The following is a 14,724-nucleotide window of genomic DNA, read 5'->3' on the forward strand; positions in this document are numbered from 1 at the left end:
ATTACATTTTTTCCGACTGAAAAACTGCCGGGAAGGTTTTCAAAATTAGTTTGATGTCATAGAGCCAATTGTGCTCTTGTGCATAAGTATTGTCTAAGTCCATTCTCTCTTTTTCAGACAATGCCGACTGCCCTCTTTTAGTTACTTGCCAAAGTCCTGTCAGACCAGCCGGAGCCAAAAATCTTGCTGCAGATTCGTCTTTGGTAAGTTTTTCAGCTTCATAAGGCGGAAGTGGTCTATTTCCTACTATGGACATGTCTCCTTTTAGAATATTGAAAAGTTGCGGCAACTCGTCTAAGCTCGAGTTTCTTAAAAAAGTCCCTAAGCGTGTAATGCGTGGATCGTTTTGAAACTTCATAAATGCGGCTTTACTTTCCTTTTTTGTTTGAAGAGCTTGCTCGCTCATCCAGCCGCCATCATAAATGAGCTCTTGTTTATCAATTTCAGACGCTTCAAGTTCATCTTTTTTATACATATTGAAGTCGTCCATTTTACTGATTTCTTTGTCGGCGTTGACTTTCATAGTACGAAACTTATACAAATCAAAAATCTTATAACCAGCTCCTACCCTCTTTGAAAGATAAAGAAATGGCCCCTTGGAGTCTAATTTAATTAATACCCCTACCGTTATAAAAACGGGTAGGAGTATTAAAATGGCTGTCAACGAAAGAGCAACATCAAAAATTCTTTTTCTAAGCGACATCTTTGGCTCAAGAAATGTAAAATCCTCAAGATTCTCGATTTCATCTAAAGCTCTGCTGTCTTCCTTAGAACTCAAAAGCTTGTCAATCCTCAATTTCAGTTCTTCAGGATGAAAAGGCTTCCCAACATAATCGTCAGCACCAGCTGTGAGGCATTCGATTCTTGTCTCACTTTTTTCGTCGCCCGATAACACCAAAATTGCAATATCTGAATACTTCGGATCCTTTTTCAGATACTTTATCAACGTTAGGCCATGCTCCTCTCCAAGATGTAAGTCCACAATGACTAAATCCGGCAGATCGTCGTTCTTAATAAGCAATCTCGCAATTTTAAGTGTAGGTGCTAGTCGAAGATCATAATCGTCCTTAAGCTTGTGGTTTAGTAAGCCAAGAACCATTTGGTTGTCATCTACTATCAGGATCTTTTTTTTCATTATAATAATTGTTTCGTTGAATGTCTATTTGCCATTTTCACTCCAAAAAATGTATCTGCCTTATAATAAGACTTTTACGAAAAATTATACTTTTGCTTTTTTCCTAATTTTGGAAAAAACTTTTTTGTTTTGGAAAAATTCTTACATTTGGATATAATTAAGCACAAGATAATGAGCAAGCATTTTTCGATATTTATAGTTGAAGACGACGCCTTTTATGGCTCAATGTTGGAGTATCACCTCAACCTTAACCCTGACTATGAAGTGAGCAGGTTTGAAAACGGAAAAAGTTTTATTGATAACTTATACAAAAGACCTTCAGTAATAACATTGGACTACTCACTTCCAGATATTGACGGGGAGACAATTCTTAAGAAAATCCAAAAAGACCATCCTGATATTCCTGTAATAATTATTTCGGGCCAAGAAAACATCACCACGGCTGTTCAATTGCTTAAGCTTGGTGCCTATGACTATATTGTAAAAGACGAAAACACCAAAGACAGACTCTGGAACGCCCTGCTGAAAATTAGAGAAACCAAAGAACTCAAGGAAGAGATTACATTATTGAGAGAGGAGGTTCGTGAAAAATATGAATTTACCAATAGTATCAAAGGCAATAGTGCTCCTCTGAAAAGGGTATTTGCTTTGATGGAAAAAGCAGCTCAAAGCCAAATAAACGTCTCTATTTATGGCGAAACCGGTACAGGTAAAGAACTTGTAGCCAAGTCTATACATTATAATTCTGGAAGAAGCAAAAAGCCATTTGTGGCAGTAAACATGTCAGCGATTCCACGAGAACTTGTAGAAAGTGAGCTTTTTGGGCATGAGAAAGGTTCCTTCACCGGAGCTGTGAACAGACGTATAGGGAAATTTGAAGAAGCAAATGGAGGCACCCTGTTTTTGGATGAAATTGGAGAAATGGACGTGACCATACAAGCAAAAATATTAAGGGCACTACAAGAACAGGAAATCGTGAGAGTAGGAGGCAATTCTACCGTCAAGTTTGATGCAAGAATTATTGTAGCGACCCACAGAAACTTAGCTGAAGAAGTACAAAAAGGGAATTTTAGAGAAGACCTATACTACAGACTCTTAGGTCTTAACATACAACTGCCTCCGCTCAGAGAGAGAGGAAATGACATCATGATTTTATCTAAATTTTTTGTAGAGGACTATTGCAAAAAAAATAAACTTCAAGCTATTTCACTTACAAATGATGCCTCTCAAAAACTTCTTCAATATGGTTTTCCAGGAAACATTAGAGAACTTAAAGCCGTAGTTGAACTGGCTTGTGTAATGGCGATAGAAGATAATATAAGTGCTGAAGACATCAGTTTCAATTCTGTAAAACCTGAAGGCTCGTTTTTGCTGGAAGAACTTACTTTAAAAGAATACAACAAAAGAATATTAAGACATTTTTTAGATAAATATGAAAACGATGTTTTACTTGTAGCTGACAAACTTGATATTGGTAAGTCAACTATCTATAACATGCTAAAAAGTGGTGAATTATAACTCCAAAATATAGACAAATTTCCAGAATTTGGATTTCTCAAAAAATGTAACTACTTAATAATGAAACACATAACGCTTAGGCATATTTTCTGATATAATATATATAGGAACAAAACCTTGGGTAAATGTATTTCAGAAATTTTTCAGACATTTCGTTTTCAAGTCTTTCAAAGACAGCTACGTCTACCAATTATCATTTGGTTTTTGTTGCTGAGAAATCTGCTGATGAAGCCCAACTACTAATAGATGGCTTTAACAGCCACAATATGAAGCTATTTGGAGGCATTTATCCTACAATTTTTTCTGACGAACAAAATTATGAGCAAGGCTTTTTGGTTTTAGAGATTCCACCAGTAGAAGAAGTTATAAGGCTATCAGCCGAAGATGAAAATTTCTTTGACTCTGACCTGGACCTTGATTCAGTGGGCACCGCTATTTTGCTTACAGATGGTCTTATGGGAGAAACCGATGCATTTCTTCGAAAAATATATAACTTCTTCGGAAATCAAATGAACATCGTTGGAGGTGGGGCTGGTTTCATGACACTCAAACAAGCCCCTTGTATATTTACCAATGAGGGTATTTTTCAAGACGGAGGCGTGATTGCTCTACTAAAAAGCGAAAGTAAGATTGGCGTAAAACATGGATGGGAAGTATTTGAAGGCCCATTTATCGCCACATCTACCGAAAAAAATATAATAAAGGAACTGAATTGGCGACCTGCATTTGAAGTATACAAAGAAGCCATTGAGAGCAATTCTGAATACTCCTTTAGAGATGGGAATTTCTTCGATATAGCCAAGGTATTCCCATTTGGTATTTATAAGGAAGGTACAGAATATATAATAAGAGACCCATTTATTTTAAACGACGATGGGTCTATAACTTGTATTTCTGAAATACCTGAAAACTCCACGCTGCAGATTCTTACTGGCGACCCCAATACATTAATCAATGCTGCCAAAGAAGTGGCCGAGATGACACTCACTCAAAAAACTGAACGTTCTTGCCTTTTGGTTTTTGATTGTATTACCCGAGTGATGTATCTCAACGAAAGATTCAAAGACGAACTCGCTGCCATGAAAACTGTATATGATGCAGAAGGGTCTAAAATTAGAGGAGTGGCCACCTTAGGCGAAATTGCCTCAAGTGGTACTGGATTTGTGGAGTTTTATAATAAAACTATCGTGGCTTGTAGCCTCAACTCCTAATGGAAACTAAACTTGAAATAGTAAGGGAACTTTCGCTCTTATATGAGTTGTCGCTTTCAGTGGGAGGCACACTTGACCTTAAAAAGACAAGCGAAGACTTTCTGAAAGTATGGATGAGGCAGAAAAATATCGATTATGGATCCATCTGGATTAAAAATGAGTACCTAGGTATAGATAATCCCAACCAGTTTACTTTAATCTTTGGCCACCCCTATTTTCTGATAATCGAAAGCAAAGAAATCCCTTCGGAAAAATTCTTAGAAACGTTAAAGCAACAAAAAGCATTTGAAGTTGGAAATAACGACCCAGATTTTCTTCATTTCAAAAAGGAAAAAAACATAAAATCTGGCAGCTACTGGTTTCTAGAAATCCCAAATTTAGGATTTATAAAGTTCTTTTTTTATGAAAAAAACCCATCTCGCCAATCCTTCAATCTAAAGGAAATAAAAAAAGCCGAAAAAGTACTGGGAAAACTCAGCATAGCGTTGCAATCATGTTTACTTCACGATAGAGTAATTCGAGAGACCGAACAAAAAAATAAGTTTCAGAAGGAAATAAGAAAACTGGCCTTGGTTGCAGAAAAAACCGACAACGCAATTGTTATCACAGATGCAAACGGGATTATTGAATGGGCAAACGATGGATTTAAAAGAATTTCAGGATATTCGATTGAAGAGGCAATAGGCAAAACGCCAGGCTCCCTTTTACAGGGGCCAGAGACAAATCCAGAAACCGTAGAATATATTAGAGGGCAATTAAAAGCTGAAAATAGTTTTAGAGCAGAGCTTCTCAATTATACAAAAACAGGAGAAAAATATTGGATAGAACTTTCCATTCAACCCATTTATGATGAAAACGGACTTCTGATAAATTTCATAGCCGTAGAATCTGACATAACGGACCGAAAAAACAAAGAAGTTGAGCTAAACGAAGCCAAAGAAAAAGCAGAAGAATCGGGAAGAATAAAGCAAGAATTCCTATCTGTGGTGAGCCATGAAATCAGAACTCCATTGAATGGAATCATCGGCATGTCTAATCTTCTTCAGAAAACCCAACTGTCACCACAACAATCTGATTACCTAAATACGATTCAAGTTTCAACCGAAAACCTATCATTGATAATCAACTCAATTCTGGATTTTTCTAAAATTGAATCAGGACAATTGAATATTCAAACTATTCCATTCAATCTAGAAAAGATTGTCCGGAATATAATCAATAGCAACGAATTTAAAGCAGAGCAAAAAGGATTAGGTCTGTTTCTCAAATTTGATCCTAAAGTAGACTCTCACCTCATCGGCGACGGAATTAGGTTAAGTCAGGTGTTGTTAAACTTGGTAAGCAACGCCCTCAAGTTTACTGTAACTGGCAAAATCGAATTGGAGATTCGGTTAATATCTAAAATGAATAATGCTCTGGTTCTCGAATTCAATGTTGAGGACACAGGAAAGGGAATTCCAGAAAAGATGCAAAAGGTCATTTTTGAAAGTTTCACACAAGAAGACTCAAGCTTAGGCCGAAAATACGGCGGCACCGGACTTGGTCTAAGTATTTCTCAAAAATTGGTGTCTTTAATGGGCGGCGAGCTAAAGTTGACAAGCAAAGAAAATGTTGGTACTAAAGTTTCTTTCATTTTGGGTTTTCCAATAAATCAAGACCCTTCTTCCAAATCAGAAAATTCGATTCTGTCTGAAAATATGCTCATTGGCAAAAAAATCCTTGTGGTAGAAGACAATACCATGAATCAATTTTTTGCACAAAAACTTCTGGAAGGCTGGGGTATGAAAGTAGACATAGCCAACAATGGAAAAGAGGGAGTAGATATGTTTAAGATAAAACACTATGACTGTATATTGATGGATATACAAATGCCAGAAATGGACGGAATCCAAGCCACTAAATTCATAAGACAAAGCAACAAATACGTTCCAATAATAGCCCTGACGGCGTTATCAGTAGAGGAGGAGGCCGACAACTTTAAATCTGCCGGAATGAATGATTACATTACAAAACCGTTTGAGGCAGAATACCTCAAAAAGAAACTTATAGCGTATATACTCTCTTATCAAAACTACTCCATTTCAAGTCCGAAAAGCAACGAATCAAAAGAGGAACGAACATACGATAACAGTTTACTCAGCCAAATGATGAAAGGCAATCAAGTACAAATAAGACAAATGGAGCAGTTATTTGTAAATCAGGCAGAGGAAGTATTAGAACTAATGCACCAGCACTTTACCCTTGAAAAATGGAGGGAAATAGGCCTGCTAGCACACAAACTTAAAGCCTCAATAGATATGCTTCAAATCACAGATCTAAAGTTAGTCATCAGAAAATTAGAGAGTTTAGAAAAAAACACACCAGATAAACAAATTATAGACGACCTCATAAGTAATGTGACTCAAACATTGCAGAAAGTCTGTCTTTCAATTAAAAATTCGCATAAATAAATGGAACCACTAGTATCAATTATTACGGTAAACTTTAATCAAACAGAGGTTACAATCAGTCTTTTAGAGTCCTTAAGAGAGATTTCTTACAAAAACATAGAAGTTTTTGTTGTAGATAATGCCTCAAGAGAAAATCCATATTCACAAATCAAAAGTCTTTTCCCGGAGGTGAACATTATTTTGAGTAAGGAAAATCTGGGTTTTGCTGGTGGAAATAATCTGGCAATAGAAAAAGCTCGGGGAAAATATATGATGTTCTTGAACAACGACACCGAAGTGAAACAAGGTTTTTTAGAACCACTTGTTGAGACAATGGAAAATGATTCAACAGTGGGTATCTGTTCATCAAAACTGATATTTTACTCGCATCCTGACACCATTCAATATGCTGGCTCGAGTCCGCTGCATCCTATAAAAATTCAAAGCTTTGCTTACGGATACGGACAAAAGGATTCTGAAAAATATAACCAAACAATAGAAACATCCTTAGCACACGGTGCGGCCATGCTTGTAAGAACAGACGCCATAAACAAAGCTGGTAAAATGCCCGAAGAATATTTCTTGTATTATGAGGAAATAGATTGGTGCGAAAGAATAAAAAAAGAAGGTTATAAAATCATGTTTGTCCCTGGCTCAATTGTACTTCACAAAGAGTCAATTTCTATCGGGAAACAAAGTTATATTCAGGTTTATTATAAAACACGCAACAGGATTTTACTGGCCAGGAAATGGAGAACTGACTCAGATAAAATCTATTCCTTGGCTTATCTAATGGCCACTGTTTTCAGAGATCTTTTCAAATATATATCTCAAGGAAAAAATAAACTCGCCAAAGCAAGTTGGAATGCATTCTGGTGGAACGTCCAAAACTAAATTTGGAAATTAGCCTCTGATTTTACTCATTCTTGGAATATTTCGGAGTGCTTTGACTTAGTATAAAAAATACAAAAAATCAATTTCCTCACTTTAAATGAGAGTTATGCTACCTCTCAATAAGTATTCTATCATTCTAGCTTCTTTATTGGTCATTTATGCCATTTTTTTAACAGATTTGGCAGGGTTATTGTCTTTTTTCAAAAAGCCACTTGTCACAAATGATACGGCATTTTTTAAAGGCTTTTATCAATTATAAACAGTTGAAAAAAAATAAGTCATCAGAATTATCAAAAGAACATAGAACAAATTAAATCTTGATGTGAAAATCAAGCAAAATATCGAAACCAAAAAATATTAAAGCTATTTACAACAAAAATATAGTGATTTAGAAATGAAAATTGAGCAAAAAATAATAAGCGAAAATGGGTGGCAAACAGTTTACTCTCACGAGGGTTTCAATAACTCTCTCTGTCAAATAGTATTGGTACTTGGTGGGAAAAAAAATATCACTTCTGATATTTTAGTTGCTCTAAAAAGTGACTATCCCAATGCTCAGTTGATTTCTGCATCTACGGCTGGAGAAATAGCCAACTACTCCTTCTACGATGAGCAATTGTCTACCACCGCTATATTTCTTGAGAAAACACCTTTTGAAAGTAAGCTAGCCAACATCAAAGACTTTGCGAATAGCTATGATTTGGGGCTGGATTTATTCAAAAAAATGCCAAAAGAAAATCTTAAATATGTTTTTGTACTGTCAGATGGTGGCCTCATAAATGGTACAGAACTCCTCGAAGGAATAAATGCTGAAAATAGTAGCGAAATACTAATAACAGGCGGCTTGGCTGGCGATGGATCAAGGTTTCAGTCCACGCTAGTAGGCGTTGATGATAATCTACAATCTGGAAATGTTGTATTAATAGGTTTCTATGGGGAGCACATCAAAGTTGGACATGGGTCGCTTGGTGGTTGGGATGAGTTTGGACCGGAAAGAATTGTTACAAAATCAGAGAAAAACGTATTGTTCGAACTTGACAATAAAAATGCATTAGAACTCTATAAGCAATACCTAGGCTCCTACGCTGAAGAACTTCCAGGCTCTGCGTTACTATTTCCAATATCGATATCAAATGACGAACAAAACACAAAGAATGTACGAACCATACTCTCCATTGACGAGGCCAAACAATCAATGACATTTGCAGGTAATTTACCAATGGGAAGTAAAGTAAGACTAATGAAGGCTAATTTCGATAAAATAATTAATGCATCTGGAACAGCCGCAGAGCAGTCTGTCTCGTTTAATTTCGAAAAACCCGACCTCGCTATTTTGATAAGTTGTGTAGGACGAAAACTCATACTAAACGACAGAGTAGAAGAAGAAATAGAAATTGCTAAAGATATTTTCGGCATAGAAACCTGCGTGTCCGGATTTTATTCTTACGGTGAAATCTCTCCTCTCGTCAAATCTCAAAAATGTGAACTTCAAAACCAAACAATGACCATTACCACTCTAAAAGAAATTTGACACTATGAATTTACACCCTTTATTGGCAAAACAAATAGCTAAACATTTAGGAGAAGAAGCATTAGAAAATCCTGAATTTACTTCACTTATCAAGGTTGTAAGTGCTTCTTATGAGTCTTATGAAAGAGATAAAAAAATTACTGAGCATGCTTTTGAGATAAGCGAAAAGGAATATCAGGATGTTCTTCAGGATTTGAAAAAAGAAAACGAGTTAAAAAAGGAATCTATAAAAAAGGTTAAGCAAACTTTAACAATTCTTGATGAAAAAAATGCCTCAAATCTAAAAGACTCAGACGACCTAGTAGAAATTATTGATTTGCTGAATGATCAAATCAATATCAAAAACGAACTTGAACAAACTTTGGTTTTTGCAAAAGAAAATGCCGAAAAAGCAGCCAAAGCTAAGTCCGATTTTTTATCTGTAATGAGTCACGAGATTCGTACTCCATTAAATGCCATAATTGGAAACATCCACATCTTAAAACAAGAAGTTCATTTGCCTCACCAGGAAGAATTTATCAGTACACTCCATATCTCAGCAATGAACCTGATAAATCTAATCAACGATATTTTAGATTTTAGCAAAATAGAGGACGGGAAAATTAAATTTGACAACAAATCTTTCTCATTAAAAAATCTACTCAGCGACGTCAGAGCCACCAATAGGTTTAAAGCCGACGAGCATCAAAACACCATAAACCTAAACATAGATGAAAACGTCCCAGACCTAGTTTTGGGAGATTCATTACGCTTAGGTCAATTGATGAACAATCTGGTTTCAAATGCAATAAAGTTTACTAGTAATGGCGAAATAAACATCAATATTTCGGTAGTGGGAGAAAGTCAAGACCCAACACACGTAAAGTTTTCGGTGGTAGATAATGGAATTGGTATTGAAAAAGAAAATATTATTAAAATATTCGAAAGATTCACCCAGGCCAATTCCAATATCACACGAGAACATGGGGGGTCAGGGCTGGGCCTTGCCATCATCAAAAAATTGTTGGTATTGATGGATGCAGATATCCATGTTGAAAGCGAATTTGGTAAAGGTTCTAACTTTTACTTTACATTACCTTTTGTGAAGGATCAGAGCCTTCCAATCACTGAAAAAAGCATAGAATCAAATGAGAATGTACTGCTAGAAGGAATAAAAGTACTGCTTGTTGAAGACATAAAGTTTAATGTTTTGGTCGCAAAAAAAATGATGGAAAACTGGAAAATTGACATAGATTTGGCAGAAAATGGCCTTGTAGCTGTAGAAAAAGTCAAAAACAACAAATATGATGTCATTTTGATGGATTTACAGATGCCCATAATGGACGGACTTTCTGCTACTAAAAAAATACGCGAACTAGGAATAAATACGCATATTATAGCCTTAACAGCCTCTGTTTCTAACGATACACAATCTGAGGTTTATAGTTGCGGAATGAACAATTATCTGACAAAACCATTTAATCCAAAAGATTTACATGAAGCAATAAGAAGAGCCATTTAAGTCAAAATTTGCAATAGATAAGTCCTTGATTAAACCTCCTCTAAAATGGATTCTCCTTCGGAACAATCGCCAGAAGTCCAACGCCATTTTTCATACAATCTTACTTTTCCATTGGGCAGCATTTCAGGTTTTGAAAAACAAATACCCGTCATCAATTCACCCGCTGAATTGATGTGGTGGTAACGCATATTTATATGGCCTTGCTCGTTGACAATTCCAATCAAATGACCCACCAAAATTTTGCCTCCTGAATAATCAGAACTCAAGACATTTCCTTCCTGAATATATTCAAAAATAGTCTCCGATGAGGTATCTCCATTTTGCGTATTAGAAATTGCCCTAAATAATTTTTTGTTATAATTCATTACCTAAAATTTATCTTGAAACAAAAAAGCCCCTGAATATTAATTCAGAGGCCAAAATACTTTAATTTTTATTAAAAACCAGTTCCAACAGAAAATGCTCTTACACCTAAGGGTAAATCTCCCATTTTTGTCGCCATTCCTGTTGTTAAATTAATCGAATATATCGAAGATTTGTCTGCCACTTTCAAGACCGCATAAGCCATTCCGCTCCTGCTTCCTATATCAAAACCACTTGCAGCTTCAATATTAACCCCTAAAGCTCCCACTTCTACCTGCGTGCCATTATTTGGTGGGTCTTGCTTGTATAATTTGTCTGTATTTGCATCCAAATTATAAAGTATGGTTGAAGTAGTACCCACAAAGTTATTGGTGTAAGCAGAAGCAACAATCATCGGCATTCCTGGGTTCAAGGCACCATCAGTAGCCGCTATCACTCCTGATTCGGGATGTAATCTAAGATTTTGACCCGTATTGCTCACGCATCGAATTCTATCCACTGTTGGGTTAAAATCAAAACCGAATGAAGTTCCCATGAGCATTGTGCTAAAAGCCATTGTTCCAACTGCCGTTGCAGCTCCAGAGGCTGTATTCAAAACATAAATTCTGCTTGAGCTTCCCAAGGCATAAAGTTGTCCATTCACAGGTCTAAAATCAATACCTAAGATGGTTTCGCCCGCTTGCAGGCCAGTTATTGGTTTACTTATAGGCGTACCAATATTCTTGAAATTAAAAGCTAAAAGGTTGGTGGATTCATCAACTGCAAAAGCAACTGGAGACGTAGGAATAGCCAGTCCATTAATATTGCCAGAAGGTAAACTTCCAAGTTTTGTGAGCATTCCAGTCGTCAAATTGACTTGATGCAGTTCCCATTTATCAGCTACTTTTACGGCTGTTAACGCTACATCTCCTGCCGGATTTATATCAAAACCCGCACTCATAGTAATATCGACTCCAAGACTACCGACTTCTATCAAAGTACCATTATTTGGTGGATCTTGCTTGTAAAGTTTATCGGTTTTGGAATCAATATCAAACAAGATTGTACTAGAAGCACCAGCCATATTGCTACTATAAGCCACAGATTCTATTACTTGGCTCATTGTACCGGCTATGACTCCGTCAGTTGCAGCCACAGCTCCTGTTTCTGGATGTAGCCTAAGATTCTGACCAGTATTGGTGACCAATCTGATTCTATCTACGGTGGGGTTAAAATCTAACGCTACAGCACTTCCGTTTATAGTAGGATTAAGAGCAGCAGCACCTACAACTCTTGCAGTGCCGCTTTCTTGATTGATAATATAAATGCGGTTCATTGTACTTACTCCGTACAATTCGCCAGTTGCAGGTCTGAAGTCTATTGCAGTTAGGGCATCATTGGCCATTAATCCTGTAATCGCTACAGTATTTGAAGCCATCTCAGATTGCATGGCGTTTATTTTTTTGAGTTGATTTCCATCTTGCAAAATGTAGAAGTCAATATTTGGCTTAACTACAGCTACGGGTGTTTCTTTATCGCAAGAGGTCAAGAAAATTCCTGCCAATAATGACATGGTGATGAAAATAGTTCGGATGTGTAACATAAGTAATTTTTAGTTTTACTTAGCTACGATCATTTCAGTTTTTTGGATTGCCCTTTTTTTGTTTTTTCAAAAATCACTGAAATGAGAAGTCTCGTTTCAAAGGTCAGAAAAATTATCTTATCAGGTCCAAAGAGTTCTTTAAACCCTTAAATTCAATAACTTCTGTGTCTCCAATTGCCTTCGGCTTAACAATTTTTCCGTTTAATTTCCAAACGCTAAATTTACCCTTTGGTTGTGAGAATACCAGTTTCCAGTTACTATATTTTTGAGAAATATCGAAACTTTGTGAATCTGTTTTTTGAAAAAAGCTCATGTCGATTATGTTATCGGCAATGTCAACCTTCTCAATTTTACCTTCGGTTAGCTTACTCGGAAGTAGTGGTGAAATATGAATAGTTTTTAGATGAGCCAATGGTTTTATTCCAAAAAATTGCTTGATGATGGGTTCGCCAAAAGCATACATATTCCAAGCTTGCGAAAACATACCAAAGTCTGGCGAAACCTCATAAATAGAACCAGGAAGGGCAAAACTAAAGGATTTCATCATTCTTTTGAGTAATGAATAGGCTTCGTCGGGTCTTCCATAATTATTTTCGGCTACGGCTTGCACGCCAGTTGGTAAGGTCATAACTGCACCTGTGTAAGTAAATATCTTTCGATTGGTCACAAACGAGCCTTCTTCAGTTCCTGCTGTTTCGTCACGGTCGATGCCCGTCACAAACATACCATAAGGATTTGTAAATTTTTTAGCCGTTTCTAAAGCTTTAGTGGCTTTTTCTGCATTAGCAATTCCCATTTCCATCGGTGTGTTCACTACCCAATTGTGGTGCATTACAAAACCTCTTTTTTCGTTGTCTGAGTAAGTTTCTATTTGTTTTTTAGAATTTTTGAGTTCCGCCACTGCCCATGGTTTTTTCAAAGTATCGGCTCTGATTATGGCATCGTCTAAAAGATGTAAGGCTTGTTTTTTCGTACCAATAAAGTCAGCGTAAGAGTTAAATTCCTCTACCCAAAAATCCTTGTTAATCTTTTCTTTGATTTTGTCCGCTTTGGATTTGTATTGACTGGCCAAATTGGTTTTTCCTAAAACCAAAGCCATTTTGGCAGCATCTGCAAAGGCTTTTTGAGAATAAACAGCCACATCAATCATTTCAGAATCCATTCCATGAATTTCCATCATTCCGAAACCGTCAGGAAGCAGATTGCCATCTTTATCATTCTCTTTTAATAGCCAATCCAAACCTTTTTCTATGGTCGGGAAGTACTTATTCAAGAATACTTTATCGCCGGTCCAGCAGAACACTTCCCAAATCAATGAGGCAAATTGTGGTGTTTCGTTTACATTTCCGTTGTTAAAAACTGCACCGTTTGTAGATACCTCATGAACAATTTTTCCATTGTCATTGGTTTTCTCTGAAATACCATGAATCAAGTCTATCGTACTGTAAACTAAGCCTTTGCGACCAGTAGCAATTAACCCTTTCAGTGTATATTCATTGTCCACACCAAACCACCATGGATAATCTGGCAAGCCTGCACATAGGCCTCTGCCTTGTCCTTCCACATCTCTGATGAGCCAGTCGGTATTGTATTTTATCCAACGAAAGCCCTTTTCAAGTTCTTTGTCGCTGAGCGTTATCTTTGATTTTTCATTTACATTTAAAAGCCTAGTTTTTTTCTTTTGCAAAAATGATGATGCATTTAGCTTTAGCTCTTCAAAAGTTTTCAACGCTTCCAATTCACTTTTTTCAGAACCAGAGATAACCAAAGGAAAGTTTGCATCGCCTTTTGATGGAACAGTTAAATTGTATAATGTTCTGGTAGTCGAAGTTTGGGGTTTGTGTAAGACGTTTTCATTTTTCGATACCACATTTCCTCTCAATTTTGATCCATAAACCACATACCAAGGATTAAATTTGTCTTTTATCAGCCATTTATTTTCTTTAAAAACAGCCTCATCTTTACCATCAATCATGTTGGTTCTTTCACCTAACCAAACTGGCATAAGATTGGAAATAGCTTTTAATTCTATCGAAACATTTAAGCTTTTAGCGGTTTTGTTTTTTATCAAAAACTCAACGTAAACTGCCTTCTTTCCATCTGGCACAAATTGGTATCTCTCAACCACAAAATCAGAAGATAAACCATTGTAAGTGAGCTTATTGCCAAACGAATAATTTTCAAAAGCATCGGCTTTATTGAGGATATATTTCTGATTATTTACCAACATTTCTACTTCAAATCCATCCATAAGCTTGATTGGATGACACCAAACTCCGCCCATTTCGCCTTGCACATGCCAGCCCAAATCTGGGAATGTACCGTCTTGATGACCGACCATATAGAGCCTGTCTCCAGCTGTTGCATAAGGGCTCGCCAAATATTCTGACTTACCGTTTATTTTCTCTGAATTTTCAAAAAGTGGAGAAATACTTTTGCTAATTGTATTTTGAGCAAAAGAAAATTGACTCAAAGCAATTAGAACGTAAAAGGATTTACAAATTTTCATTTTATCAAAGGTTAAATTCAAATCTACGAATTTTCTTGCACAAAAAAACAG

10 protein-coding genes are annotated in these 14,724 nt (G+C 36.4%); 6 read left to right on the forward strand and 4 right to left on the reverse strand.

Going from position 1 to position 14,724, the window contains the following annotated elements; translation table 11 throughout:
- Position 1 precedes the first annotated feature (1 nt).
- Positions 2-1,135 (reverse strand): sugar transferase, encoded by a 1,134-nt coding sequence (locus tag EGI26_RS21160; RefSeq protein ID WP_303626760.1) that lies wholly within the window; start codon positions 1,133-1,135, stop codon positions 2-4.
- 171 nt (positions 1,136-1,306) lie between these two features.
- Between EGI26_RS21160 and EGI26_RS14890 the strand changes: the two genes are divergently transcribed.
- The 6 genes from EGI26_RS14890 to EGI26_RS14915 all read left to right on the forward strand — a co-directional run bounded on the left by EGI26_RS14890 (position 1,307) and on the right by EGI26_RS14915 (position 10,219).
- On the forward strand, positions 1,307-2,653 hold the full coding sequence (locus EGI26_RS14890; protein WP_255079568.1) for a sigma-54 dependent transcriptional regulator: 1,347 nt from the start codon (positions 1,307-1,309) through the stop codon (positions 2,651-2,653).
- 125 nt (positions 2,654-2,778) lie between these two features.
- Complete coding sequence (locus EGI26_RS14895; protein WP_255079570.1) at positions 2,779-3,864, forward strand: FIST signal transduction protein; 1,086 nt, start codon at positions 2,779-2,781, stop codon at positions 3,862-3,864.
- Positions 3,864-6,314, forward strand: coding sequence for a response regulator (locus EGI26_RS14900; protein ID WP_255079576.1), 2,451 nt, complete (start codon positions 3,864-3,866; stop codon positions 6,312-6,314). Before EGI26_RS14895 ends, EGI26_RS14900 begins: the two co-directional genes overlap by 1 nt.
- Entirely contained in the window at positions 6,315-7,187 is an 873-nt protein-coding gene (locus EGI26_RS14905) for a glycosyltransferase family 2 protein (RefSeq protein WP_255079577.1), read from the forward strand.
- Between the two features lie 394 nt (positions 7,188-7,581).
- The gene (locus EGI26_RS14910) at positions 7,582-8,718 is read left to right on the forward strand and encodes an FIST signal transduction protein (RefSeq protein WP_255079578.1); all 1,137 of its coding nucleotides are present in this window, start codon (positions 7,582-7,584) and stop codon (positions 8,716-8,718) included.
- 4 nt (positions 8,719-8,722) lie between these two features.
- Positions 8,723-10,219, forward strand: coding sequence for an ATP-binding protein (locus EGI26_RS14915; protein ID WP_255079580.1), 1,497 nt, complete (start codon positions 8,723-8,725; stop codon positions 10,217-10,219).
- Between the two features lie 29 nt (positions 10,220-10,248).
- Here the strand turns inward: EGI26_RS14915 and EGI26_RS14920 are convergent, their stop codons facing one another.
- From EGI26_RS14920 to EGI26_RS14930, 3 genes are all read right to left on the reverse strand, one after another.
- On the reverse strand, positions 10,249-10,584 hold the full coding sequence (locus EGI26_RS14920) for a n-acetylglutamate synthase (RefSeq protein ID WP_255079582.1): 336 nt from the start codon (positions 10,582-10,584) through the stop codon (positions 10,249-10,251).
- A 71-nt stretch (positions 10,585-10,655) separates the two neighbouring features.
- Positions 10,656-12,164, reverse strand: coding sequence for a DUF4394 domain-containing protein (locus EGI26_RS14925; RefSeq protein WP_255079584.1), 1,509 nt, complete (start codon positions 12,162-12,164; stop codon positions 10,656-10,658).
- 112 nt (positions 12,165-12,276) lie between these two features.
- Positions 12,277-14,673, reverse strand: coding sequence for a glycogen debranching protein (locus EGI26_RS14930; protein WP_255079586.1), 2,397 nt, complete (start codon positions 14,671-14,673; stop codon positions 12,277-12,279).
- Positions 14,674-14,724 lie beyond the last annotated feature (51 nt).

The organism is Lacihabitans sp. CCS-44 (assembly GCF_024343735.1).
GTDB lineage: Bacteria > Bacteroidota > Bacteroidia > Cytophagales > Spirosomataceae > Leadbetterella.